Annotated in this window: 26 protein-coding genes and 1 tRNA gene; 11 read left to right on the top strand and 16 right to left on the bottom strand. The window is 30.6% G+C overall.

The genetic code is table 11. From position 1 onward, the window contains the following. Positions 1-168 precede the first annotated feature (168 nt). The 4 genes from rpsO (at position 169) to rpe (ending at position 4,561) form a co-directional block, all read left to right on the top strand. Positions 169-438 (top strand): 30S ribosomal protein S15, encoded by a 270-nt coding sequence (gene rpsO, locus Q0352_RS14505; RefSeq protein ID WP_299528793.1) that lies wholly within the window; start codon positions 169-171, stop codon positions 436-438. Positions 439-581: 143 nt separating this feature from the next. Then, the gene (locus tag Q0352_RS14500) at positions 582-2,783 is read left to right on the top strand and encodes a polyribonucleotide nucleotidyltransferase (protein WP_299528791.1); all 2,202 of its coding nucleotides are present in this window, start codon (positions 582-584) and stop codon (positions 2,781-2,783) included. Between the two features lie 172 nt (positions 2,784-2,955). Beyond that, entirely contained in the window at positions 2,956-3,819 is an 864-nt protein-coding gene (locus Q0352_RS14495) for a sigma-70 family RNA polymerase sigma factor (RefSeq protein WP_299528789.1), read from the top strand. A gap of 79 nt (positions 3,820-3,898) precedes the next feature. After that, on the top strand, positions 3,899-4,561 hold the full coding sequence (gene rpe / locus Q0352_RS14490; protein ID WP_299528787.1) for a ribulose-phosphate 3-epimerase: 663 nt from the start codon (positions 3,899-3,901) through the stop codon (positions 4,559-4,561). On the opposite strand, the gene Q0352_RS14485 is transcribed toward rpe, so the two are convergent. The 16 genes from Q0352_RS14485 to Q0352_RS14410 form a co-directional block, all read right to left on the bottom strand. Continuing rightward, complete coding sequence (locus tag Q0352_RS14485) at positions 4,562-4,966, bottom strand: HPP family protein (protein ID WP_367274660.1); 405 nt, start codon at positions 4,964-4,966, stop codon at positions 4,562-4,564. It abuts the gene before it with no gap. A 185-nt stretch (positions 4,967-5,151) separates the two neighbouring features. Continuing rightward, positions 5,152-5,225, bottom strand: a tRNA-Arg gene (locus Q0352_RS14480). A 10-nt stretch (positions 5,226-5,235) separates the two neighbouring features. Then, positions 5,236-5,685, bottom strand: a complete 450-nt coding sequence (locus Q0352_RS14475; protein WP_299528783.1) for a GatB/YqeY domain-containing protein — start codon at positions 5,683-5,685, stop codon at positions 5,236-5,238. Positions 5,686-5,810: 125 nt separating this feature from the next. After that, positions 5,811-7,745: a cell division protein FtsZ gene (ftsZ, locus tag Q0352_RS14470; RefSeq protein WP_299528781.1), complete on the bottom strand. Its 1,935-nt coding sequence runs from the start codon at positions 7,743-7,745 to the stop codon at positions 5,811-5,813. A 36-nt stretch (positions 7,746-7,781) separates the two neighbouring features. Beyond that, a complete protein-coding gene (gene ftsA, locus Q0352_RS14465) occupies positions 7,782-9,101 on the bottom strand; it encodes a cell division protein FtsA (RefSeq protein WP_299528779.1) in 1,320 nt (439 codons plus the stop codon). Between the two features lie 3 nt (positions 9,102-9,104). Next, positions 9,105-9,827 (bottom strand): cell division protein FtsQ, encoded by a 723-nt coding sequence (locus Q0352_RS14460; RefSeq protein ID WP_299528777.1) that lies wholly within the window; start codon positions 9,825-9,827, stop codon positions 9,105-9,107. After that, complete coding sequence (gene murC / locus Q0352_RS14455) at positions 9,817-11,163, bottom strand: UDP-N-acetylmuramate--L-alanine ligase (RefSeq protein ID WP_299528775.1); 1,347 nt, start codon at positions 11,161-11,163, stop codon at positions 9,817-9,819. Before murC ends, Q0352_RS14460 begins: the two co-directional genes overlap by 11 nt. A 1-nt stretch (position 11,164) precedes the next feature. Continuing rightward, complete coding sequence (gene murG / locus Q0352_RS14450) at positions 11,165-12,259, bottom strand: undecaprenyldiphospho-muramoylpentapeptide beta-N-acetylglucosaminyltransferase (protein ID WP_299528772.1); 1,095 nt, start codon at positions 12,257-12,259, stop codon at positions 11,165-11,167. Next, positions 12,243-13,433 (bottom strand): FtsW/RodA/SpoVE family cell cycle protein, encoded by a 1,191-nt coding sequence (locus Q0352_RS14445; RefSeq protein ID WP_299528770.1) that lies wholly within the window; start codon positions 13,431-13,433, stop codon positions 12,243-12,245. The genes murG and Q0352_RS14445 overlap by 17 nt, the downstream gene beginning before the upstream one ends. After that, positions 13,434-14,765 carry a UDP-N-acetylmuramoyl-L-alanine--D-glutamate ligase gene (gene murD, locus Q0352_RS14440; protein WP_299528768.1) on the bottom strand — a complete coding sequence of 444 codons (1,332 nt, stop codon included), beginning with the start codon at positions 14,763-14,765 and terminating at the stop codon, positions 13,434-13,436. Then, positions 14,766-15,992, bottom strand: a complete 1,227-nt coding sequence (gene mraY, locus Q0352_RS14435) for a phospho-N-acetylmuramoyl-pentapeptide-transferase (RefSeq protein ID WP_299528766.1) — start codon at positions 15,990-15,992, stop codon at positions 14,766-14,768. It lies immediately after the preceding gene. A 3-nt stretch (positions 15,993-15,995) separates the two neighbouring features. Then, a complete protein-coding gene (locus Q0352_RS14430) occupies positions 15,996-17,459 on the bottom strand; it encodes a UDP-N-acetylmuramoyl-L-alanyl-D-glutamate--2,6-diaminopimelate ligase (RefSeq protein WP_299528764.1) in 1,464 nt (487 codons plus the stop codon). Continuing rightward, a complete protein-coding gene (locus Q0352_RS14425) occupies positions 17,460-19,382 on the bottom strand; it encodes a penicillin-binding protein (RefSeq protein WP_367274659.1) in 1,923 nt (640 codons plus the stop codon). 75 nt (positions 19,383-19,457) lie between these two features. After that, positions 19,458-19,784, bottom strand: a complete 327-nt coding sequence (locus Q0352_RS14420; protein WP_367274657.1) for an FtsL-like putative cell division protein — start codon at positions 19,782-19,784, stop codon at positions 19,458-19,460. Continuing rightward, on the bottom strand, positions 19,784-20,680 hold the full coding sequence (gene rsmH, locus Q0352_RS14415) for a 16S rRNA (cytosine(1402)-N(4))-methyltransferase RsmH (RefSeq protein ID WP_299528796.1): 897 nt from the start codon (positions 20,678-20,680) through the stop codon (positions 19,784-19,786). The genes Q0352_RS14420 and rsmH overlap by 1 nt, the downstream gene beginning before the upstream one ends. Further along, positions 20,667-21,140, bottom strand: a complete 474-nt coding sequence (locus tag Q0352_RS14410; RefSeq protein ID WP_299528760.1) for a division/cell wall cluster transcriptional repressor MraZ — start codon at positions 21,138-21,140, stop codon at positions 20,667-20,669. The genes rsmH and Q0352_RS14410 overlap by 14 nt, the downstream gene beginning before the upstream one ends. A 209-nt stretch (positions 21,141-21,349) precedes the next feature. On the opposite strand from Q0352_RS14410, the gene Q0352_RS14405 reads away from it, so the two are divergent. From Q0352_RS14405 to Q0352_RS14375, 7 genes are all read left to right on the top strand, one after another. After that, entirely contained in the window at positions 21,350-22,114 is a 765-nt protein-coding gene (locus Q0352_RS14405) for an alpha/beta hydrolase (RefSeq protein ID WP_299528758.1), read from the top strand. Positions 22,115-22,120: 6 nt separating this feature from the next. Continuing rightward, on the top strand, positions 22,121-22,732 hold the full coding sequence (gene yihA / locus Q0352_RS14400; RefSeq protein WP_299528756.1) for a ribosome biogenesis GTP-binding protein YihA/YsxC: 612 nt from the start codon (positions 22,121-22,123) through the stop codon (positions 22,730-22,732). A gap of 1 nt (position 22,733) precedes the next feature. Continuing rightward, the gene (locus Q0352_RS14395; protein WP_299528754.1) at positions 22,734-23,420 is read left to right on the top strand and encodes an RluA family pseudouridine synthase; all 687 of its coding nucleotides are present in this window, start codon (positions 22,734-22,736) and stop codon (positions 23,418-23,420) included. 142 nt (positions 23,421-23,562) lie between these two features. After that, positions 23,563-24,000 carry a thioredoxin family protein gene (locus Q0352_RS14390; RefSeq protein WP_299528752.1) on the top strand — a complete coding sequence of 146 codons (438 nt, stop codon included), beginning with the start codon at positions 23,563-23,565 and terminating at the stop codon, positions 23,998-24,000. Then, the gene (locus tag Q0352_RS14385; protein ID WP_299528749.1) at positions 24,000-24,983 is read left to right on the top strand and encodes an FAD:protein FMN transferase; all 984 of its coding nucleotides are present in this window, start codon (positions 24,000-24,002) and stop codon (positions 24,981-24,983) included. Before Q0352_RS14390 ends, Q0352_RS14385 begins: the two co-directional genes overlap by 1 nt. Beyond that, positions 24,980-25,192, top strand: coding sequence for a DUF4266 domain-containing protein (locus Q0352_RS14380; RefSeq protein ID WP_299528747.1), 213 nt, complete (start codon positions 24,980-24,982; stop codon positions 25,190-25,192). Before Q0352_RS14385 ends, Q0352_RS14380 begins: the two co-directional genes overlap by 4 nt. A 10-nt stretch (positions 25,193-25,202) precedes the next feature. Further along, positions 25,203-26,621 (top strand): DUF3570 domain-containing protein, encoded by a 1,419-nt coding sequence (locus Q0352_RS14375; RefSeq protein ID WP_299528745.1) that lies wholly within the window; start codon positions 25,203-25,205, stop codon positions 26,619-26,621. Positions 26,622-26,703: the final 82 nt, after the last annotated feature.

Raw genomic sequence — 26,703 nt, 5'->3', positions numbered from 1 at the left:
CATATTATCTTAGACCTCGTGAAATCATAAAAGTTTAATTTCAACTAAAAATAAATAAGTTGTTTATGTAGTTAATTGTTAATCAAAATAATAATCGTAACTTTGCCGCCTGTTTACTACATTTGTAGTATTCATACATAAAAATTATTAATAAAAATTAATGTTAGCATGTACTTAACAAAAGAAAAAAAAGCAGAAATTTTTGCTAAACACGGTGAATCAGCAACAAATACTGGTTCTTCAGAAGGTCAAATTGCCTTATTTACTTTCAGAATTAACCATTTAACTGAACACTTAAAAAAGAATCGTAAAGATTATAATACTGAGCGTTCATTGGTGAAATTAGTTGGTAAAAGAAGAAATTTCCTTGATTACCTAATTAAAAACGATATTGTAAAATATCGTGAAATAATTAAAGAATTAGGCATCAGAAAATAATTTATAAATTAAGAGGCAAATTTTGCCTCTTTTTTTTTAAAATTCATTACACATTAAAGAAAGCATATATTAAACTTTTCATTGGTTCATAAGCAACACAACAACTAAAACCAATTGTTTAATTAAAAATTAAAACATTATTTATGATACCAAAGGTATTTAAAGAAATTATTGACTTAGGAGACGGAAGAACTATCTCTTTAGAAACAGGAAAATTAGCAAAACAAGCACATGGTTCTGTTGTTGTTCAATCAGGAAATTGTATGTTGTTATGTACAGTTGTTTCCAATTACAAACAAAGTGATGTCGACTTTTTACCATTAACGGTAGATTATCGTGAAAAATTTGCAGCAGCAGGTCGTTATCCAGGTGGTTTCTTCAAAAGAGAAGCTCGTCCAAGTGATGGTGAAGTATTAACAATGCGTTTAGTAGATAGAGTATTACGTCCGCTTTTCCCAAAAGATTATCACGCTGAAACGCAAGTGATGATTCAGTTAATGTCTCATGATGATGACGTAATGCCGGAAGCAATGGCAGGATTAGCAGCATCTGCAGCAATTCAATTAAGTGACTTTCCATTCGAATGCGCTATATCTGAAGCTAGAGTTGCTCGTGTTAATGGAGAATTTGTTATTAATCCAACACGTGCTCAATTAGCAGAATCTGACCTTGAAATGATGATTGGAGCTTCAGCAGATTCAGTAATGATGGTTGAAGGTGAAATGGATGAAATTTCTGAAGAAGAAATGGCTGACGCAATTAAATTTGCCCATGAAGCTATTAAAGTTCAAATTGCTGCTCAAATTCGTTTAGCTGAAGCCTTTGGTAAAAAAGAAGTTCGTGAATATCAAACTGCTGAAGGAAATGAAGACTTAGCAAAAAGAATACACGATTTAGCTTATGATAAATGTTATGCAGTAGCAAAAAAAGGAACGTCTAAAGTAGAACGTACTGCTGCTTTTACTGAAATTAAAGAAGAAGTTAAAGCTTCATTTACTGAAGAAGAGATGGCAGAATTTGGTCATCTTGTTGGAGGATATTACAGCAAAGCAGAAAAAGAAGCGGTTCGTGAATTAACATTAAGTGAAGGCTTAAGATTAGATGGTAGAAAAACTGATGAAATTAGACCAATTTGGTGTGAAACAGATTACTTACCATCAACACACGGTTCTGCAATTTTTACTAGAGGTGAAACTCAAGCGTTAGCAACAGTTACTTTAGGAACATCTAGAGAAGCTAACAAAATTGATATGCCATCTTACGAAGGAGAAGAAACATTTTATTTACATTATAACTTCCCTCCTTTTTGTACTGGAGAAGCACGCCCATTAAGAGGTACTTCACGTAGAGAAGTAGGACACGGAAACTTAGCTCAACGCGCATTAAAAGGAATGATTCCTGATAATTGCCCTTACACAGTAAGAATTGTTTCTGAAGTATTAGAGTCTAATGGTTCATCTTCAATGGCAACTGTTTGTGCTGGTACAATGGCGCTTATGGATGCTGGTGTAGAAATGAAAAGACCTGTATCTGGAATTGCAATGGGATTAATTTCTGACGGTGATCGTTATGCTGTATTATCTGATATTTTAGGTGATGAAGATCATTTAGGTGATATGGATTTTAAAGTTACCGGAACAACTGAAGGAATTACAGCTTGTCAAATGGACATTAAAATTAAAGGTTTATCATACGAAATTTTAGTGGACGCATTAAAACAAGCTCGTGAAGGAAGATTACATATTTTAGGGAAAATAACTGATACAATTGCTCAACCAAATGTTGATGTTAAACCACATGCTCCTAAAATGATTTCAAGAAGAATTCCTAATGAATTTATTGGTGCATTAATTGGACCTGGAGGAAAAGTAATTCAGGAAATGCAAAAGGCAACTGGATGTACAATTGTTATAAATGAAGATCCTGTTACTGAAGAAGGTATTGTTGAAATTTTAGGAACAAACCAAGATGGTATTGATGCTGTATTAGCGAAAATCGACTCTTTATTATTCAAACCACAAGTTGGAAGTGCTTATGAAGTAAAAGTAATTAAAATGCTTGACTTTGGAGCTGTTGTAGAATATGTAGATGCACCAGGAAACGAAGTGTTATTACATATTTCTGAATTAGCTTGGGAACGTACTGATAATGTTACAGATGTTGTTAATATGGGTGATGTTTTTGATGTAAAATACTTTGGTAGAGACCCAAAAACTCGTAAAGAAAAAGTATCTAGAAAGGCTCTTTTACCAAAACCTGAAGGATTTGTTGCAAGACCTCCAAGAGATAATAGAGACAATCGTGGTGGTGATAGAGATAGAAAACCAAGACAAGACAGAAACTAAGTTTCTATTTAAATAATTTAAAGCTTCTCTTAATTGAGAAGCTTTTTTTATGCCAAAAGATTAAAATTTGTTAATAAATTAATATTTTATCATTCTTTTTGTAACATTTATTAAATAACTACGTATAATATAATGTACACCATATATTAATAAAAATATTTTAGCGACTTAAATGAGACAACTTAAAATTACAAAACAGGTTACTAATAGAGAAACCGCATCATTAGATAAATATTTACAAGAAATAGGAAAAGTTGATTTAATTACTGCTGAAATGGAAGTAGAATTAGCTCAACGTATTAGAACAGGAGATCAAGCTGCATTAGAAAAATTAACAAAAGCGAACTTACGTTTTGTTGTATCTGTAGCTAAACAATACCAAAATCAAGGATTAACATTACCTGATTTAATTAATGAAGGAAACTTAGGATTAATTAAAGCTGCTAAACGTTTTGATGAAACTCGTGGTTTTAAATTTATATCCTATGCTGTTTGGTGGATTCGTCAATCAATTTTACAAGCATTAGCTGAACAATCTCGTATTGTACGTTTACCTTTAAATAAAATTGGTTCTATCAACAAAATCAATAAAATGTATGCGTTTTTAGAGCAAGAAAATGAAAGACCTCCTTCTGCTGAAGAAATTGCAAAAAAATTGGATATGACTATTAATGACGTTAAAGAATCTATGAAAAATTCTGGACGTCACGTATCTATGGATGCTCCATTAATAGAAGGTGAAGATTCAAATTTATACGATGTATTAAATACTGGAGATTCTCCAAACCCAGATAGAGCTTTATTACACGAATCATTAAAAGTTGAAATTGAACGTGCTTTGGAAACTTTAACACCTAGAGAAGCTGACGTTGTTCAGTTATACTTTGGTTTAGGTGATGCGCACCCAATGACTTTAGAAGAAATTGGAGAAACATTTGATTTAACTCGTGAACGTGTTCGTCAAATTAAAGAAAAAGCAATTAGACGATTAAAACATACTTCAAGAAGTAAAATCTTGAAAACATATTTAGGATAACTATCCTTTGAAAAACGTTCGAAATATCGAGCGTTTTTCTTTTTTAAATAATACTTTTGTAAAAACAATAACTTATAAAATGAATAAATTAATTGCTCCTTCAATTTTAGCTGCAGATTTTGGCAACTTACAACGTGATATTGAAATGATTAACAATAGTAAAGCTGATTGGTTTCATATTGATGTTATGGATGGTGTTTTTGTTCCTAATATTTCATTTGGAATGCCAGTAATTAGTGCTATAAAAAAGCTCGCTACTAAAACAATGGATGTTCATTTAATGATTGTTGATCCTGATAGATTTATTGCTGATTTTAAAAAAGTGGGTGCTGATATTTTAACAGTTCATTATGAAGCTTGCACACATTTACACAGAACAGTTCAAGCTATAAAAGCAGAAGGTATGAAAGCCGGTGTTTCTTTAAACCCACATACACCAATTGCTGTTTTAGAAGATATTATTACCGATTTAGATTTGGTATTAATTATGAGTGTAAACCCAGGTTTTGGAGGACAAAGTTTTATTGAAAATACTTATAAAAAAGTTGAACAACTTAAAAACCTTATAGAATATTCTGGTTCAAATGCACTAATTGAAGTTGATGGTGGAGTAACAGATCAAAATATAGAACAACTTTCTGAAGCTGGGGTTGATGCCTTTGTAGCAGGTAGTTTTGTTTTTAAAAGTGAAAACCCTGCTGAAACTATTCTGAATTTAAAAAATTTAGTTTCACCTAAGTAGTTAGCTCATTTCTAATTCATATTGTTCCAATAAATAATTTAAAACATCTGTAGTTGTAACAATACCAACAAGTATTTTATTCTCAACAACGGGCAATGCATGAATTTCGTTTTTAGCCAATATTTCAACAACTGATTTTATGGTAGCACTAGAATTTATTACTATTGGGTTTCTAACCATTAACTGACTAATATTCAACATACTATAAATTGCATTATCAACTTTAGTTTCATCAGAATCAAAAGAGTCTAAAAACCCTATTCGTTCTATACCCGAACAACTTAGCATTCCAATAATATGATCTCCCTTTACAATTGGAATATGACGAATATGGTTTTCTTTAAACAATTTTTCAGCTTTATATAAATCGTCAAACAGCGTTAACGTAATTAGCTTTCTAGTCATAATTTTTGATACAGGCTCCAAACGTTTCATAATAAATCATTTAATATTCTTATAAAGTTCTTAAAATATTACCAACGATTTTATGATTAAAATCAGTTTTATCATATATTAAAGTCTTCCTGGATCAATTCTGCATATAAAAAAAGCAAGTTAAAATTATTTTAACTTGCTTTTTTTATATTTTGTGACCCCGACAGGATTCAAACCTGTAACCGCTGGAGCCGAAATCCAGTGCGCTATTCAGTTGCGCCACGAGGCCTAATTTAATATTATGCTAAAAGTTGTTTTACTGCTGTTGAAATAGCTTTACCATCAGCTTTCCCTTCTAATTGTTTTGAAGCCAACCCCATAACTTTTCCCATATCTTTAATTGAAGTTGCTCCTACTGCTTTCATAATATCAGCAATCACTTTTTTTAATTCATCTTCACCCATTTGTTCTGGTAAAAATTGAGAAATTACTGCTATTTGAGCTAATTCTGGTTCAGCTAAATCAGCTCTACCTTGCTCTTTATAAATTGCTGCACTATCTTTTCTTTGTTTTACTAATTTTTGAAGTAATTTAATTTCTTCCTCTTTAGTTAATTCACTTGAAGCACCTCCTTTTGTTTGAACTAATAATATTTCAGATTTAATAGCTCTTAAAGATTCTAAAGCTACTGCATCTTTTGCTTTCATAGCTTCTTTCAATTTCATCATTAATTCTTGTTGCAAACTCATACTTTAGTATTTTATAGTAGTGCGAAGATAAAAAAAAAGAACCCGAAAACCTTTAATATTCTTAAAGATTTTCGAGTCCAAAACTTAGAAAATTTATCTAAGGGTACTCATCTTTGGGCTAAGTTTTAATCTACATTATCATGTAGAAATGAATTATTTGAACGGAATTGTATTTCATCATTATCATCAATCTGTAATGTAGTTCTAGATTGACTAATTTCAGAAGAGTGTGAATTTTCATTTAATTGAATTCCCATTCTTTTATATGCTGGCTCTTTTTCTATTTCATCAATATTTTTATTAACTCTATTCACAAATTTATAATTGAAATTTCTCATTTCTTGCCTTCTGTGAGCTGCTCTTTTTTGTAATTCATCAATAGTTAATTCCAATGGATTAATTTCTTTATGATCTACAACTTCATGATTTTTAATGTCCATTTCAATTTTAGAATCAGATCTAAGTGTAAAATTTAAATCTTCATTAACTTCTGTTTTAACTTCTGTTTTAACAGAACTTGGTTTGGAAGCTTTCGTTAAATTCTCTTCTAATTCTGTATAATCTTCCAACGAAAAATATACGTCTTCTGTAACTTCCTTTTTTGGTTTTAAAACTTGATGATCAAAAACATCAATAGTGTTAATATTAATTTTAGACTCTTCAAATTTAGGTTTCTTATTAATCTCAGAAATTGGTAAATCGAACGTTAAAGAGATTTGATTTTCTTCTTCTTCATAAACTTGAGTTGGTTCTTCAACTTTTTCTGAAGATATTGAGGTAATAACAAAATCTTCAGTAGATTCTAAAGAAATCTCCTCATAAACAACATCAATATTTTTAATAAATTCAGTAGTTGGAATAATTTCAAATGCTGTTTCTATTTCTTCACCTAAATCAAACACAATTTTATCTTCAACAACTGGGGTTTTATCAATTGGATTAAACGTTTGTTTTTTTAATGGGCTTTCAATTCTTTTTTCTAAAAAATCGAAGGTTGCTTCTTGATCATCACCAAGTGTATGAATTATTTTTTTAGCCTCTGTATTTGAAATTTCATGTTGTTGGTCTTTATTAAATCCTGTAGCTACTATAGTAACTGAAATAGCATTTCCTAAAGATTCATCTTCACCAACTCCCATGATAATATTAACATCGGTAGTGTTTACATCTGTTTTTGCTTCAGATTGAATATATTCGTTTATCTCACCTATTTCATCAATTGTAATTTCATCAGAACCTGAAACAATTAATAATAATACATTTTTAGCTCCTGTAATTTTATTATCATTTAATAATGGAGAATCTAAAGCTTTAGAAATTGCTTCTTGAGATCTATTTGTACCTGATGCTATCGCAGATCCCATTATTGCAGTTCCACTATTAGAAAGAACCGTTTTAGCATCTTTTAAGTCAATATTTTGAGTGTAATGATGTGTAATTACTTCAGCTATTCCACGAGAAGCTGTAGATAATACTTCATCAGCTTTTGAAAATCCAGCTTTAAAACCAAGATTTCCATAAACTTCTCTCAATTTATTATTATTAATTACAACTAGAGAATCTACATATTCGCGTAATTTTTCAATCCCTTTTTGAGCTTGTTCATTACGCATTTTACCTTCAAAAGTAAAAGGTATTGTTACTATCCCAATAGTTAATAAATCCAGTTCACGTGCAACTTTAGCAATAACAGGAGCAGCACCTGTACCGGTTCCACCACCCATACCAACATTTATAAATACCATTTTAGCATTAGAAGAAAGCATTTCTCTTATTTCTTCTATGCTTTCTATTGCAGCTTGTTCACCAACCTCTGGATTTGCTCCAGCTCCAAGCCCTTCAGTTAATGTAATTCCTAATTGAATTTTTGTTGGAATTGGACTGTTCTGTAATGCTTGAGCATCCGTATTACAAATTACAAAATCAACTCCATCTATCCCTTGTGAGTACATATGATTTACGGCATTGCTACCGCCACCACCTACTCCTATCACTTTAATAACGTTGGATTGATTTTTTGGTAAATCGAATGAAATGTTGTTAAAATCTGAACTGCTCATAATCTGTTTATTTGGTCTTTTCTTTAATTTTTTTACTTACTCTGCGTTGTCTAAAAAATCTCTAAACTTATCTCCCCATTTTTCAAAAATTGACTTTTTAGGTTCTTCAACTTTTTCAACTTCCTCCTGGTCTTCTTTTTCATTTTTTGAAGATTCAACTTTAACTTGTTGAGAAATTTTTATTCTATTTTTATGAATTTTGTTTAATCCATTCATTAAAAGTCCAACTGCTGTAGCATATTGAGGACTTGATAAACTTTCATCAGAATCACCAGCTAAATTTTCATTTGGATATCCAATTCTGGTATCCATTCCTGTAATGTATTCAACCAATTGCTTAATATGTTTTAATTCAGCTCCACCACCTGTTAAAACAATACCTGCAATTAGTTTTTTCTTTGGCTCTTCATGGCCATAATTTTTAATTTCTAAAAACACTTGTTCTATAATTTCTAATACACGTGCATGAATTATTTTTGATAAGTTTTTTAGTGTAATTTCTTTTGGATCTCTACCTCTTAATCCCGGAATTGAAACAATTTCGTTTTCTTTGTTTTCCCCTGGCCATGCAGATCCAAATTTTGTTTTTAATAACTCAGCTTGTTTTTCAATAATTGAACAGCCCTCTTTAATATCTTCAGTTATTACATTTCCACCAAACGGAATTACTGCTGTATGACGAATAATACCATTTTTAAAAATGGCTAAATCTGTGGTACCACCACCAATATCAATTAAAGCAACACCAGCTTCTTTTTCTTCATTACTTAAAACGGCTTCGGCTGATGCTAAAGGCTCTAAAGTAATACCTGCCAAATTTAACCCCGCGCTTTTTATGCAACGTCCAACATTTCTTATAGAAGAAACCTGACCAACAACTACGTGAAAATTAGCCTCTAGCCTACCACCATACATCCCTACAGGTTCTGTAATTTCCGCTTGTCCATCTACTTTAAATTCTTGAGGAAGCACATGAATAATTTCTTCGCCAGGAAGCATTACTAATTTATAAACTTGCTTTTCTAATTTTTCTAAATCTTCATCACAAATTACATCTTCAGAATTTGGACGCGTTATATAATCACTATGCTGCAAACTTCTAATATGCTGACCAGCAATTCCAACAACCGCTTCTGTGATTTTAATTCCAGAAACAGCAATAGCTTCATCAACCGCCATTTGAATTGATTGTATAGTTTGTGTAATATTATTTACAACACCTCTATGTACACCTAAGCTTTTGGCTTTCCCAATTCCAAGCAACTCAATTTTCCCATATTCATTTCTACGCCCAATCATAGCAACAATTTTTGTTGTTCCTATGTCTAGTCCTACTGAAATATCATCGTGTTCCATAATTTACTTTTTTGTACACACAACTTGATTGCTGTATTTTAAATTTATTGATGTGTAATTTTCTATCGTTTTATCAGTCATTGTTTTTTTAAAAAATGATTGTAAATTCTTGAATTTATGATTCAAATCTTCAATTTTTCCTAAAAATATTTCCTGATCACCCACTCGTGTATTCAAAACAAACTCATTATTCGGCACTTTTTGAATACTAATTATTTGCTTTTTTAAAAATTCATCTTCCAAAATTGCTGTTGCCAAAATATGAATTTTAGAAATGTCTACTTCCTTAATATCCCCAAAAACCAACAACACTCTAGCTGAATGATTTCCTGATAAAGGCATTACTTTTGCCTGTTTATCAATATAATAACTCTTTGTATTTGATAGCACTCTGGCAATAGGTGTTCGCTGCTTTATTTTAGCTTTCAACAAACCATCAACCGTTAAAAAAACAGCTACATCTTCTACCATGGGGTGTGATAGTACATTCGCCTCTAATAAATGTAAATCTATGACAGATTTCGCTTGGTTTTTAACCGTTTTGCCATTTTGTATTAACAATTTATTAACTATTTGATCATTCATGAAAAGGTTGTTTCCCTCTTCAAATTCAATCACTATTTCATGTACTTCTTTTCTACTATTTTTGTTGATTGAAAAACCATACAAAAACACTACTAATGCAAGTAGCAGTAAGCCTTTTATGTAATTCCAATTAATTTTCAACTTTCAAATTGTTTTTAATTATATCAACTAATTCACCTATATCTCCAGCTCCAATCATCACTATTATTTGGGCTTTTGAATTTAAAACGTTCTCAACTAATTTTTCTTTCGTAGAAATACACTTATTTTCAATGGAAATTTTACCTAATAACCAATTCGATGTTACGCCCTCAATTGGTAATTCTCTTGCAGGATAAATATCCAACAAAATTAGTTCGTCAAAACGAGACAAACTTGAAGCAAAATCATCAATAAAATCTCTTGTTCTACTGTACAAATGAGGTTGAAAAATTCCTAATACTTTTTTTGAAGGATACATTTCACGAACTGAATCTACAACGGCATTTATTTCAGTTGGATGATGTGCATAATCATCAATTAATACTAAATTTTCAGTTTTAATTTTATAAGAAAAACGCCTTCTAATTCCTTTAAATGTTAGTAAAGCTTTAGCAATGACTTGTAATGAAATTCCAACATTATTTGCCATTGCCAAAGCCGCCATTGCATTTAGCACATTATGTTTTCCTGGTAAGTTTATTTTTATATTTTCAATAAATCCCGAAGGAGTTTGTACATCAAAAATATAAGTTCCTTCTTCTATTCTTAAATTTTTAGCTTCATAATCCGCATCTTCATTAATTCCATACGTTAACCCATTTAGAGGCAATCCTTTTCTAACTATCAAAATATCAGAAACTTTGGCTGCAAAATCTTTAAATGATTTTTCTAATTCTGAATGGCTCCCGTAAATATCTAAATGATCTGCATCCATAGATGTAATACACGCAATATTAGGAGAGAGTTTTAAAAATGATCTATCAAACTCGTCAGCTTCCACTACTGAAATTTCGCTTCCACCTAAAATTAAATTAGAATTATAATTTTCTGAAATTCCACCTAAAAATGATGTTGCGTTTACATTGGTTTCTTTTAAAATATGTCCTAAAATTGTTGAAGTTGTAGTTTTTCCATGAGTTCCCGCAACAGCTAAACAAAATGAATCTTTGGTAATTTCTCCTAGAATTTCAGAACGTTTTAAAACTTTAAAGTTGTTTTCTAAAAAATAATTTAATTCTGCATGATTTTTAGGCACTGCTGGTGTGTAAACCACCAACGTGTTTTGATTATTTTTAAACGCTGAAGGTATTAAATTTACTGAATCTTCAAAGTGAGTATCTACACCTATATTTTGAAGTGATTTAGTGATTTCAGTAGAAACTTTATCATATCCAGCTACATGTTTACCATTGCTTTTAAAATAGTTTGCAATAGCACTCATACCGATTCCTCCGATACCAATAAAATAGACGTTATGTATATTTTCTAGATTCAAATTAGCTAATCATTAATTTTTCTATTTCCTTCACTATATCTTTTGTAGCATTTGGTAATGCTAATTTTTTAATATTTCCACTTAATGTTTCTTGTAACTTTTCATCATTCAACAATTCTTTAAACATTGTTTGAAACATTTCTAATTCAGATTCTTTTAATAATAAAGCCGCATTATTATTCACAACCGCTAATGCGTTTTTTGTTTGATGATCTTCAGCAACATTTGGCGAAGGAATAAATATCACAGGCTTTCCTACAATACATAATTCAGAAATTGAACTTGCGCCAGCCCTGCTAATTAAAATGTCAGCTGCAGCATAGGTTAAATCCATTCTATTTAAAAAAGCAAATGTTTTCACCCCTTCTAATTCATCATACTTTTTAAATTCATCATAATATAACTTCCCTGTTTGCCAAATCACTTGTACTTTATTAGAAACCAACCAGTTGATATGCTTCTCAATTAAATTATTAACCGCTCTCGCTCCTAAACTTCCTCCGATAATTACTAATGTTTTTTTATCTAAGTCTAAATTAAAATGAGCTTGCGCTTCCTCTCTTTTCCCTTCAATGGTTAACAAATCTTGACGAACCGGATTTCCTGTTTTTATAATTTTATCAGCAGGAAAAAAACGTTCTAAACCATCATATGCAACACAAATTTTATTTGCTTTTTTTGATAATAGTTTATTGGTAATTCCTGGATATGAATTTTGTTCCTGTATCAAAGTTTTTACACCTTTTCTATTTGCCATGTATAATGTTGGCCCGCTTGCAAATCCTCCAGTACCAATTACAATACTTGGTTTAAATTTTTTGATAATTTTATGTGCATTCCATAAACTACTTATTAATTTAAAAGGAAATACTAAATTTTTTAAAGTCAATTTTCTTTGAATTCCTGAAATCCACAAACCTTTAATATCATATCCAGCTTGAGGAACTTTTTCCATTTCCATTCTATCTTTGGCTCCAACAAATAAAAATTTAGCTTCAGGAAATTTATCCTTTAGCTCATTTGCTATTGAAACAGCTGGGTAAATATGCCCGCCAGTTCCACCACCACTTAATATGATATTAACCGATTGCTTCATGTAAAATATCTAAAGGGTTATCTTCATTTTCTGAACTGTCTGCTTTTTCTTTATTAGCAGTTACACTTAAAATAATACCAATTGCAAAGCAAGTCATCCAAATTGATGTACCTCCACTACTAATTAATGGCAAAGTTTGTCCTGTTACAGGAAATAAATTAACTGCTACAGCCATATTTATTAATGCCTGAAAAATAATAGGTAAACCAACTCCAATAATAAGTAATGTTGCAAATACGCTGGTTGCTTTTTTGGCAGCCATTACTATTCTAAACAACAACATAAAATACAAAAGTATTACAACTGAGGCTCCAACTAACCCATATTCTTCAACAATAATGGCAAAAATAAAATCGGATGAAGATTGGGGTAAAAAATTCTTTTGAATACTTTTTCCAGGGCCTCTTCCTTGTAAACCACCACTAGCTATAGCTATTTTGGCTTTTTCAACTTGATATCCTTCTTCTGCATTTTTATCTGAAAAATTCTCAATTCTACTAATCCAAGTATCAACTCTATTTGGCATTGCATCAGGAAATGCTTTTGCGGTGAGAACAAAAAGCGTTAAAAACACAACACCTATTCCCAAAACGTATGAAATATATTTTATAGGATAACCGCCTATAAAAACCACCAACAATACCATTACAAAAATAATGGCTGTTGTTGAAAAATTTGCAGGTAAAATTAACACCAAAATAAAGGCTATAGGCATCCACAAGTGGAGTATGGATTCTTTAAAAGTTACTTCATTATCTTTATTACGAGCTAAATAACGAGCAACATAAATCATAATTACCAACCCTGCTAATGTTGATGTTTGAAAACCAACACCAATAAACGGAATTTGTATCCAACGACTTGCATTTGAACCTCCAATTGTAGTTCCTTGGGTAAGTGTATAGATTAATAATAATATAACTAGAGGAATCATTAAAACGGAACCTCCACTAAAATATCTATAGGGAATTTTATGAACTCCATAAATAATTAAAAAACCACATAATAATAAAAAAGCATGCTTAAATAAATGAAAAGTTGGAGTACCATTATTGACTACATAAACCAAATTGGTACTTGCACTATAAACTGGCAAAAAAGACAAAATAGCTAAAACAGAAACTATTGCCCAAATTGTTCGATCACCTTCAATATTTTTAAGGATATTTTTCATTTACAATTCTCTAACTGCTTGTTTAAATTTATTACCTCTATCTTCATAATTTTCAAATAAATCAAAACTTGCACAAGCTGGCGACAACAATACTGTATCTCCTTTTTCTGCAATTTTGTACGCTACTTTTACAGCTTCTTCGGCTCCAGCAGTTTCAACTATTAAATCAACTACATTATAAAAAGTATTCACAATTTTATGATTATCAACCCCTAAGCAAATAATTGCTTTTACTTTTTCTCGTACCAAAGGCATTAAATCTAAATAATCATTTCCCTTATCAACTCCACCAACTATCCAAACTGTTGGAGATTGCATACAGTCTAAAGCATAAAATGTTGCATTTACATTGGTTGCTTTGGAATCGTTAATGTATTGTACTCCATTAATTTTTAAAACAGATTCAAGTCTGTGCTCTGCCCCTTCAAAATCTTCTAAACTTTCTCTAATAGTATCTTTTCTAACTTTCAACAATGAAGCCGCCATAGCAGCTGCCATTGCATTTTTTGTATTGTGCTTTCCTTTTAATGCTAAAGTTGAAATCTCCATTATTTTTTGTTCTGTTTTATATTTCATTATTATTTGTTCGTCTTTTAAATACACACCTTGTTCTAATTCCTTTTCAATTGAAAAAGGCAATAAAGTGGCTTTTACTTTATTATTTTTTAACCAATTTAATATCACTTCATCATCAAAATCATAAATCAAAAAATCACTTTCAGTTTGATTCTCTGTAACTCTAAATTTTGAGTTGATATAATTCTCAAATTTATAATCATACCTATCCAAATGATCAGGTGTAATATTTGTAATAATTGCAATATGAGGCACAAAATTTTGAATACCATCCAATTGAAAACTGCTCAACTCTAACACATGAATATCAGTTTTTGTTTCTGCTACTTGTTGTGCAAAACTTTTGCCAATATTCCCACCCATACTAACATTTAAACCTGCTTTTTTCAAAATATGATTTACTAACATTGTTGTGGTGGTTTTCCCATTTGATCCGGTAATCCCAACAATAACTCCATTTGTATATTTTGAAGCAAACTCAATTTCAGAAATTACAGAAATACCTTTTTCTCTTAATGCTATAATTAATGAAACTGTATCAGGAATCCCTGGACTTTTCATTACAACATCAGCATCGAAAATTTCAGCTTCGGTATGCTTTCCTTCCTCAAAAGAAATATTATTATTTAAAAGAACTTTTTTATATTTTTCTGTAATTATTCCTTTATCAGAAACAAAAACATCGTACCCTTTTTGTTTTCCCAAAATAGCAGTTCCAACACCACTTTCACCCGCGCCAAGAATAACTAATTTCATCTATCGCAACTTTAGAGTTACTATCGCAAAAACAGCCATCATAATACCAATAATCCAAAATCGAGTTACAATCTTACTTTCGTGATAACCCAATTTTTGATAGTGATGATGCAAGGGCGACATTTTAAAAATTCGTCTTCCTTCACCATATTTCTTTCTTGAATATTTAAAATAACTCACCTGAAGTATCACTGATAATGTTTCAATAAAAAAGACACCGGCCAAAATTGGAATTAACAATTCTTTACGAACTGCAATAGCTAAAACAGCAATAATACCACCTATAGTTAAACTTCCTGTATCTCCCATAAAAACTTGAGCCGGATAGGTATTGTACCATAAAAAACCTATTAAAGCACCTACAAAAGCTGCAATAAAAATGGTCATTTCACCTGAATTTGGAATGTACATCACATCCAAATAATTAGCGAAAATTATATTTCCTGATACCCATGCAAAAATTCCTAGGGTTAAAACTATTATTGCCGAAGATCCAGCGGCTAAACCATCAATACCATCTGTTAAATTTGCACCATTTGATACTGCCGTTATAATAAAAATTACAATTGGTATAAAAATTAACCAAGCGTAATCTTTAAATCCATTTCCTAGAAAGCCAAGAGCATCTGCATAATCCAGTTCGTTATTTTTTAAAAATGGTATGGTAGTTTTAGTAGATTTTTTGGCATCAGCGAACAATACTGGCGTACCTGTTTCTGTAACATATTGATACTTTACAGGTAATTTTTCTTTCATAGTAATACTTGGATGAAAATAGAACATAGTCCCAACAAAAATTCCTAAAGTAACTTGACCTAAAATTTTGAATCGCCCTTTTAAACCTGCTTTATTTTTTTTAAATATTTTAATATAATCATCTATAAAACCAATTGCTCCCATCCATAAAGTTGTAACAATAAGTATCACAATATAAATGTTATCCATTTTCGCTAATAAAAAAACCGGAATAAGAGTCGCCATAATAATAATAACTCCACCCATAGTTGGCGTTCCTGCTTTTTCAGCTTGCCCTTCTAAACCTAGATCTCTAACGGACTCTCCTACTTGTTTACGTTGTAAAAAATTAATAATTCGCTTACCATAAATTGTTGAAAAAAGTAATGAAATAATAAAAGCCAATGCAGATCTAAACGAGATATATTGAAATAACCCCGCTCCAATTAAATTGTAATGATTCTCTAAATATTGAAATAAATAATATAACATTGTTTAACTTTCTATGGCAATTAGTAATTCTGTTATTTTCTCGTAATCATCAAAATGTGATCGTATTCCTTTCACCTCCTGATACGTTTCATGTCCTTTTCCAGCAATTAAAATAATATCTCCTTTTTTCGCGAATTTTGTCGCTGCTTTAATTGCTTGTTCTCTATCTAAAATTGAAATTGTTTTCTTGAAATTTTGAGGTTCTACACCTACTTCCATTTCTTCAATAATTGTTTGCGGATTTTCACTTCTTGGATTGTCAGAAGTAAAAATTACTTGAGTACTTAATTGAGATGCTAAACGTCCCATAACAGGCCGTTTAGCTTTATCTCTATTGCCACCGCATCCCACAACGGTAATTACTTGTTCGTTTCCTGTCCTTATATCATTAATAGTTTCTAATACATTTTTTAATGCATCTGGTGTATGGGCATAATCAATTATTGCAGTTACACCGCCTTTTGAAATAAAATGTTGAAACCTTCCACTTACACTTTCTAATTCACTAATATGTGTTAAGGTTTCTGTTGAATCTAAACCTAATAAATTTGCAGTTCCATAAACTGCCGCTAAATTATATGCGTTAAAACTTCCTATTAATTTTGTCCAAACTTCTTTATTATTCATGGTTAACAACAAGCCTGAAAATTGATTTTCTAAAATCCTGACTTTAAAATCAGCCATTGTTTTTAAAGCATAAGACTGTTTATTTGCTAGTGTATTTTGAAGCATTACTGCTCCGTTTTTATCATCTATATTTACCAAAGCAAAGGCAGATTTAGGTAACGAATCAAAAAACGATTTTTTTACATCTCTGTATGCTGCAAAAGTTTTATGATAATCTAAATGATCGTGTGTTAAATTGGTAAAAACTCCACCTGCAAATTGTAACCCTTCTGTTCTTTTTTGTTGAATTCCATGAGAACTAACTTCCATAAAGCAATAATCAACTCCCAATTCAACCATTTCATTCAAATACTTATTTATTAAAACAGAATTTGGTGTAGTGTGGCTAGTTTCATATTGGATGGTATCAACCAAAATTTTTACCGTTGATAATAAACCTGATTTATAACCTGCTTTTTGAAATAAATTATATAATAATGTTGCTATAGTAGTTTTTCCGTTTGTACCAGTAATCCCTACTAATTTTAATTTTGAAGAAGGATTATCGTAAAAGTTTGAAGCAATAATAGCCAATGCACTATTAGAATCTTCAACTTGAACATAAGTTATATTTTGAATTAAATTTTTAGGCAATTCTTCACAAACAATAACCTTTGCGCCTAACTCAATAGCTTTTTCAATAAATTCATGTCCATCAAACAACAGTCCTTTTTGAGCAACAAACAAACTGTTTTGTTTTACTTCTCTAGAATCAAACACAATAGCATTTACCAATTTCTCGGTACTACCCTGAATTGAATCAATGCTAACTTTATACAATATGTTTTTTAATACCTTCAATTAAATTAAATTTAAAACTATGGTGGTTCCTTTTATTAGTTTTTCTCCTGCATTTATAGACTGATCTTGTACTTTTCCTTCTCCATTCAAATTTACTTTCAACCCTATGTTTTCAAGTAAAGAAATGGCGTCCATTGCCGCCATTCCTTTAACATTCGGGATTGAAATAAATTCCTTATTAGATTCAGTATAGTAAGAATCAAAGTTATTTTTAATACTTGCAAAATTTGGTGCGCTATTATCTATCGTATTAATTATGTGATTTGAAGTATATATTTTTTGAGCAATATCTTTAAAAACCGGACCAGAAACATCTGCACCGTAAAAACCAGTTTTAGTATCAGGTTTGTGAACAACTACAATACATGAATACATAGGGTCTTCTGCAGGAAAATAACCAGTAAATGATGATATATATCTTTTATCTTTAATCCATTCTTCATAATTACCATATTCAGTTCTTGCAGTACCAGTTTTACCGGCCATTGAAAAATTTTCATCGTACAATTTTTGTCCAGTTCCTCGAACAACAACATTTTTTAGAATTTCTTGAACCTTCTTAATTGTTTCTATTGAACAAATTTCAGAGTCTATTACTTCTTTTTCGAAATGTTCTACATGTTTATCCCAAGTGCGAATTTCTTTTACAAATCTGGGTTTTAACATTTCACCATTATTTGCTATTGCATTGTAAAACGTAAGTGTTTGTAAAGGTGTTAATTTTAAATTATAACCATAAGCAATAGATGGTAATGCATTTTTACTCCATATTTCATCTCCTGGCGAAGGTATTACTGGTTTTCCCTCTCCTTTTATTGCTAAATTTAACATATCGTTTAAGTGCATTCCTTTTAAAATATTGATAAATTTTTCAGGTTCCTTTCCAAAACCTTCTTCAATTAACCTTGCAAAACCAATATTTGATGAAACTTCCAACGCTCTTGCTGCTGAAATCTCTCCGTAACCACCTCTATGAGAATCATTTATATATCTACCGTACATTCTATACTTACCTTCTCCAGTATCAACAACTGTGTTTGTATCTATTACACCTGATTCTAATCCTGCTACCAAAGACATTACTTTAAATGCCGACCCTGGTTCGTGAGATTCATAAACTGCATAATTTCTTTTTTCGTAATATTTACCTACAGAACTCCTACCTAAATTTGAAATAGCCTTAATTTCTCCGGTTTTAGTTTCCATTACAACTACACAACCATGTTCTGCATTGTAATATTCTAATTGTTTTAATAAAGAATGATGCGCTATATCTTGAATATTTATATCAATTGTTGTTACAATGTCTTTTCCATCAACAGGCTCCCTTTCGTTATTGTCATTAATTGGTTTCCATTGTCCTTGTGCAATTTTTTGCTTCAATCGCCAACCGTGTTTTCCTTTTAAATAATTTCTATAAGCGCCTTCTATACCTGGAGCACCTCTATAATCATCATAACCTATAGTTCTCTCAGCAACTTTCCCTAAAGGATGAGCTCTAACTGTTGATTGTTCAGCTATAAAACCTCCTTTATACATTCCTAAATTAAAAATTGGGAAACTCTTAATTTTTATATAATCATTGTGACCTAATTTCTTAGTAATATATAAGTATCTATTTTTATTAGTTCGAGCTTTTCTAATTTTTTGCTCCCAATGAGAAGCAGAATTTCCAAGCATTTTCGATAATTCTGTAGCTAAATTTCTAATCTCTTTTTCAAATACTTTAGAATCAACTGTAAAAGCATCCATTCTAATTTCGTATTGCGACATTGAAGTTGCTAACAAACTACCGTCAGCTGAAAACACATTACCTCTATTTGCAAAAATTGTATCGTTTCTTAATGTATGTTGCTCGGATAAGATTCTGTATTTTTCTCCATCTGCAATTTGAATATTAGATAGTCTTAAGATTATTGCCAACAAAAACAGTGTAATAAACACAAGCACAACATACAACTTGTTCAATATGTTTTTTTTTGTAGCAGCCAATTGTTTTTATTTTTTTACAGTTACTCTTATTACTTGCGGCGGTTCTTCACTTGGCTTTAATTCCAAATCAAAAACCTTATTTCTAATTGTTGATTCTAATTTTAATTTCATAGAAATTGATCGAGTATCAACAAATTCAGATCTTAATTCTTTAATTTTCTTACTAAGTTTTGCAATTTCCATCACTTTTTTATCAGAGCTGTGTGAACTTGCAATCATTAACATCATTAGCATCACTAAAAACAATATAAAGCGCCAGTTTTTAAAGGAATCATTACTTACTAGAAAATTACCTTTTAATACGTGGTAAATTTTTTCTTTAATATTAGCCATTACTTTAGGGTTCCAATTCTGAGTTTTGCGCTTCTAGCTCTATTATTTATCTTAATTTCTTGAAATGATGGAACAATCATTTTTCCTACTTTTTTCAATGGAACATCTATATTTCCATAGAAATCTTTCTCAGGTTCACCTTCAAATAAACCATTGATAATAAATCGTTTTACCAACCTATCTTCTAAAGAGTGATAAGAAATAACACTCAATCTTCCATCTTTATTTAATATTTCTGGCACTTGCAATAAAAATTCTTTAAGTGCTTCTATTTCCTGATTTACTTCAATTCTAATTCCTTGAAAAATTTGAGCTAATATTTTATGCTCAACAGCTTTTGGTACAAATTCACTTAAAACTTCTTTTAGCTCAAAACTTGTTTTAATTTTCTTTTCAGACCTTGCTTCAACAATTTTTTTAGCAATAGCTCTAGCATTTCGTAATTCTCCATATTGAAACAAAACATCACTCAATTTTTCTTCATCATAGAAATTAATCACTTGAAAAGCTGATAACTCATCTGCCTGATTCATTCTCATGTCCAAATCAGCATCAAATCGCGTAGAAAAACCGCGTTCAGCTTCATCAAATTGATGTGAAGAAACCCCTAAATCAGCCAAAACACCATCTACTTTTTTCACACCATAAAAACGTAAATACCTTTTAATAAATCTGAAGTTTTGCGGTATCAATGTAAAGCGTTCATCATCAATCATATTTCGTTTCGCATCTTCATCTTGATCAAATGCCAACAATTTTCCATGTTCATTTAACCTACTTAATATTTCTCTTGAATGACCTCCACCGCCAAAAGTAACATCAACATATACGCCATCAGGTTTAATATTTAAACCATCAACACTTTCTTTTAATAAAACCGGATTATGATATTCCATCTTCGTTTTCTTTTTCATTACCCATTACTTCTTCAGCTAAATCTGCAAAATCTACAGTTGCATCATCAATTGCTTTTTCATAGTTGTCTTTATCCCAAACTTCAACAATGTTAACTGCTGAAGAAAACACCACATTTTTTGTAATTCCAGCGAAAGACTGTAAATCTTTTGGAATTAATAATCTGCCTGAACTATCTAATTCAATAATTTTAACACCCGCAGTAAATCGACGAATAAAATCATTATTTTTTTTAACAAATCTGTTCAACTTGTTTACTTTCGCCATTAAAATATTCCACTCAGACATCGGGTACAACTCCAAACATGGTTGAAAAACAGATCGTTTCAACACAAATCCATCTTGAAGTATTGGCGAAAGCTGTTTTTTCAATGCAGAAGAAAGTATTAACCTTCCTTTAGCATCAGCTTTACATTCATATGTCCCAATTAAATTTACCATTATGTTTTTTAGCGTATTCAAAAATATAAATTTTTTCCCACAAAAAACCACTTTTACCCACTATGTTGATAACTTTTAATAGTTAACCTATTAAATAGACTATAATTTTGAAAAACAAGCACTTAAAATAAATTTAGCTATCGTTTAGAAAAAAATCGTATTTTAGAAAAAAAACCTACCTTTGTAGTTAGTTATAAATTCAAAATTAAATGAGCAATACTCTTATCAAAGAAGGGAAATATAGTTATATTGAAGCAGGTGAAGGTAAACCGATAATTGTACTTCATGGACTTATGGGCGCATTAAGCAATTTTGATGGCGTTTTAAACTATTTTTCTACCAAAGGATATAAAGTAATTATACCTGAATTACCTATTTATTCCTTACCGCTTTTAAAAACCAATGTTAAAAGCATTTCTAAATTTTTGAAAGAATTTATGGCTTTTAAAAAAATTGAAAATGCTGTTTTACTTGGTAACTCATTAGGAGGACATATTGCCTTGTATTTTACCAAACTGAATTTGAAAAATGTAAAAGGTCTAGTTTTGACTGGAAGCTCTGGTTTATATGAGAAATCTATGGGTGATACATACCCAAAAAGAGGGAACTATGATTATATAAAAGCTAAAACTCAAGAAGTATTTTACAATCCTGAGGTAGCCACCAAAGAAATTGTGGATGAAGTTTATGCTTCTGTAAACGATAGAAGTAGAGTTATTAAAACATTGGCAATTGCTAAAAGTGCCATTAGACACAATATGGCTAAAGATTTGCCTGATATGCACATACCTGCATGTATAATTTGGGGGAAAAATGATACTGTAACTCCACCAGAAGTAGCTGTTGATTTTGAAAAATTACTACCTGATGCTAAATTATATTGGATTGATAAATGTGGTCACACACCTATGATGGAGCACCCAGAGGAATTCAATAAAATTCTTGAAAACTGGCTAACAGAAAGAAACTTATAAAAAATAATGAAAATTAAAACCGCTGATTTTGTAATAAGTAATTCTGATGTTTCCAAATGCCCAAAAGAACAACTACCGGAATATGCTTTTATAGGTCGTTCTAACGTTGGAAAATCTTCGCTGATTAATATGCTAACTGATAGAAATAAGTTAGCAAAAATATCTGGAAGACCAGGAAAAACTCAACTTATAAATCACTTTAAAATAAATAATAATTGGTTTTTAGTAGATTTACCAGGCTATGGATATGCAAAAGTTTCAAAAACGATAAAGCAAACATTTCAAAGTTTTATAAAAAACTACTTTTTAAATCGTGAACAGCTAATTTGTACTTTTGTTTTGATAGATAGTAGACACGAACCTCAAAAAATCGATTTGGAATTTATGGAGTTCTTAGGCGAAAATGGAATTCCTTTTTGTATAATTTTCACTAAAGTAGATAAGATTAAATTATCGGAATTGAATAGAAATATTCAAATATATAGTAAAACAATGACCCAAACAATTTGGGAAACTATGCCTCAACACTTTGTTTCATCTGCAAGTAATGCAACTGGTAGAGACGAAATTTTAGAGTTTATTGATGGAATAAATAAGGGATTAGAAGATAATTCATAAAATGGCTTCAACCAAAAATAATTTATCCGTATTGTTTGAAGACAATCACTTTATCATTATTAATAAACAATCAGGTGATATTGTTCAAGGAGACAAAACCGGAGACACTCCTTTAAGCGATATTGTTAAAGAATATATAAAAGAGAAATATAATAAACCTGGAAATGTTTTTTTGGGTGTTGTTCACAGACTTGATAGACCTACAACAGGTATTATTGTTTTTGCAAAAACATCCAAATCATTAGAACGTTTTAACAAAATGTTACGCGATAAAACTGTTAACAAAACTTATTGGGCAGTGGTAAAAAATAAACCCGCTAAAAATAGTGATACACTCACAGGCTATTTAAAAAAGAACCCTAAAAACAATAAGTCAACATCGTATTCTTCTGAAATTGAAGGAAGTAAAAAGTCTATTCTTCATTACAAACTACTAAAATCTTTAGATAATTATCATCTATTAGAAGTTGATTTAGAAACGGGTCGTCATCATCAAATTAGATGTCAATTGGCAGCCATTGGCTCACCAATAAAAGGAGATTTAAAATATGGTTTTGACAGAAGTAATAAAGACGCAAGTATCCATTTACATGCGCGTAAAATAGTATTTACTCATCCGGTTGCAAAAGAAACAATCTCTATAACTGCGCCTACTCCAAATGAAGTAATTTGGAATGCTTGTAATTAATTCAATACTAAACCGACTCTTTACTCGTTTTTCATTTATAAGAATAATTTCTAAAAAAGTTTTTACCCATAAAAGGATATCTTTTTTAAGGTAGGGTTTAATCTAATTGAAATGTTACGATAAAATAACTATTAAAATAAATATGAAAAAATCAATTTTAGGAATGCTTTTGCTTCTTGTGGTAACTATCTCAAACGCCCAAAAATGGCAAACAAATTTTGAAGAGGCTAAGAATTTAGCTTCAAAAGAAAACAAGAATATTATTTTAGTTTTTCAAGGCTCAGATTGGTGTGCACCCTGCATTAAACTAAATAAAGAAATTTGGAGTACTGAAGAATTTAAAACCTATTCAGAAAAAAATTATGTAATGCTCTTAGCTGATTTTCCAAGAAAGAAAAAGAATGAACTAAGTGATACACAACAACAACAAAACAATCAACTTATGGAAAAATACAACCTACAGGGTTATTTCCCATTTGTAGCTGTTTTAGATAAAAATGCGAATCTTTTAGGTAACACTGGCTATAAAAAAATAAGCCCTTCTGAGTATATTAAATTACTTAATTCATTTAAAAAGTAATGAATAAATATTTCTTTTTAGTTTCTATTTTATTTGTGTCATCTATTACAAGCGCTCAACAACTTCATAGAAAAACTTTAAAGTTAATGGGTAGCAGATTTGATATTTCAGTTGTTGCCAATGATTCTATTGAAGCTATTAACTATATTAATCTTGCAATTGGTGAAATTTCAAGAATTGAAAAATTAATATCATCGTGGGATCCTAATTCTCAAACTTCAGAAATAAATAGAAATGCAGGCATTAAACCTATAAAAGTTTCAACTGAGTTGTTTAATCTAATTCAACGTTCGTTGGTAATTTCAAAACTAACTGATGGAGCTTTCGATATAAGTTATGCTTCAATGGATAAAATTTGGAAATTTGACGGAAGTATGAAAATAATGCCTTCTGAAGAAGAAATTAACAACTCTGTTTCAAAAGTTGGTTATCAAAATATCATTCTTAATGAAGAATATAAAACTGTTTTTTTGAAACTAAAAGGAATGAAAATTGGGTTTGGAGCCATTGGCAAAGGTTACGCAGCTGATGAAGCGAAAAAATTATTAATTTCAAAAGGTGTAACTGCTGGAATTATTAATGCTTCTGGCGATATGAATACATGGGGGAAACAACCAAATGGAGAAGATTGGAAAGTTGCAATTACAAATCCTATGAATAAAAATAAAGCTTTTGCACTTTTACCAATATCAAATGGTGCAGTGGTAACTTCTGGAAATTATGAAAAATATGTAACTTTTAATTCCATCAGATATTCACATATAATAGACCCAAGAACTGGGTATCCAACATCCGGTATTATAAGTGTTACTGTTTTTGCTCCAAAAGCAGAGTTGGCAGACGCTTTAGCAACATCGGTTTTTGTAATGGGAACTGAAGTTGGTTTAAACAGAATAAATCAACTAAAAAATATAGAATGTATAATAATTGATGACCAAGGTAAAATTCACACATCAGAACAAATTAATATAAATAAATTATGATAAAGAAACTGTGTTTGCTGTTACTAGCAATAAGCTCTTTAACTTCTTGTGTAGCAGTTAAAGAATATGAAAAAGTATATATTAATGATCCCGATATGCTATTAGCTTCTAAAAAAATTAGAAAATTTGAAACTAGTGCACAAGTATATCGAGAAGCTGCTTCAGGTGCTAATGGAGGAAAATCAGGTGGTGGTTGTGGTTGTAATTAATAAAATAAATATGAAAAAAATATTGATAATTTTAGTTGTTTTTTGCTCCTTTTTAGGAAATGCACAAACAACTGATCCAGAAGCTACTAAAACTTATAAAAAAAGAGTTTTAGAAAATACCGAGGTTGACTTTATCTCAAGTTATTATTCGCAAGATGGTGATAATGCAGCTGTTACGGGTGGTATTGGTACAGAAGAACTTACAGATATAGCAAGTAGTTTAACGATTTCAATCCCATTAAATGACGATGATATTTTAACTATTGATGCAACAATTTCTGCATATAGTTCTGCTTCATCAAGTAATTTAAATCCTTTCGATTTTGATGACAATGAGGACAACAATATAACGGCAGGAAGCCCTTGGATAGAATCTAGTGGTGCTTCAAAATCTGATGCCTGGACAAGTTTAAATTTTAGTTATGATCATTCTTCTGACGATAGAAATACTATTATGGGAGCTAACGCAAGTTTTTCTAAAGAATATGATTATACTTCAATTGGAATTGGAGGAAATTTCACCAAATTGTTTAATGAAAAAAATACTGAAATAGGCATTAAAGCCAATGCTTACTTTGACACTTGGCAACCTCTTTTCCCTAAAGAAATAGATGCATATTTAGACGCCAATCAAAATTTGAATAATGGCTTTTTTAACAATATTGACATACTTGACCAAAGCGGAAATATAATTGATAAAAACGGCTCAACTACTTGGAGTCCTTTAAACACAACATTAATTGAAGATGAATCAAGAAATACCTATTCACTTTCTATAAGTTTTTCTCAAATTATAAGTAAAAAAGCTCAATTCTCAATTTTTGCAGATATCGTTCAGCAAAAAGGTTGGTTAGCAAATCCTATGCAACGTGTTTATTTTGCCGATAGAGATAATTATTATATTGGAAATTCTTCAAGCATTTCTAATTATACTTCACCAACAAACATAGATGTTTTTCAACTAGCTGATGATATTGAACGTTTACCAAATACTAGGTTTAAAATTCCTATTGGTGCTCGTTTAAATTATTATATAAATGAAGTAGTTTCTCTAAGAACTTATTACCGTTATTATTATGACGATTGGGGAGTTACTTCGCATACAGCAGATATTGAATTACCCATAAAAATTAGTGATAAATTTACGTTATATCCTTCTTATAGATATTACAATCAGACAGCAGCAGATTATTTTGCTCCTTATGAACAATTAGTTTCTACTGATGAATTTTACACTTCAGATAATGATTTATCAGAATTTAATTCAAATCAATTTGGATTTGGAGTTTCTTATACTGATATTTTTACTAAACGTAGAATTTGGAAACTAGGTTTAAAAAGTGTGGATTTAAAATACAGCAATTATAAAAGAAATACAGGTTTAACTTCAGGAATAATTTCTGCTGGATTTAAATTTGTAATGGATTAAGGTAACATTGTCAAACTGAACTTGTCGAAGTTTAAATTGAATATTTCGTTCATATATTTCGACAAGTTCAGTATAACATTAG

The sequence above is a fragment of the uncultured Lutibacter sp. genome, from assembly GCF_937891065.1.
Taxonomy (GTDB): Bacteria; Bacteroidota; Bacteroidia; order Flavobacteriales; family Flavobacteriaceae; genus Lutibacter.
This window is presented reverse-complemented; position numbering and strand designations above follow the sequence as displayed.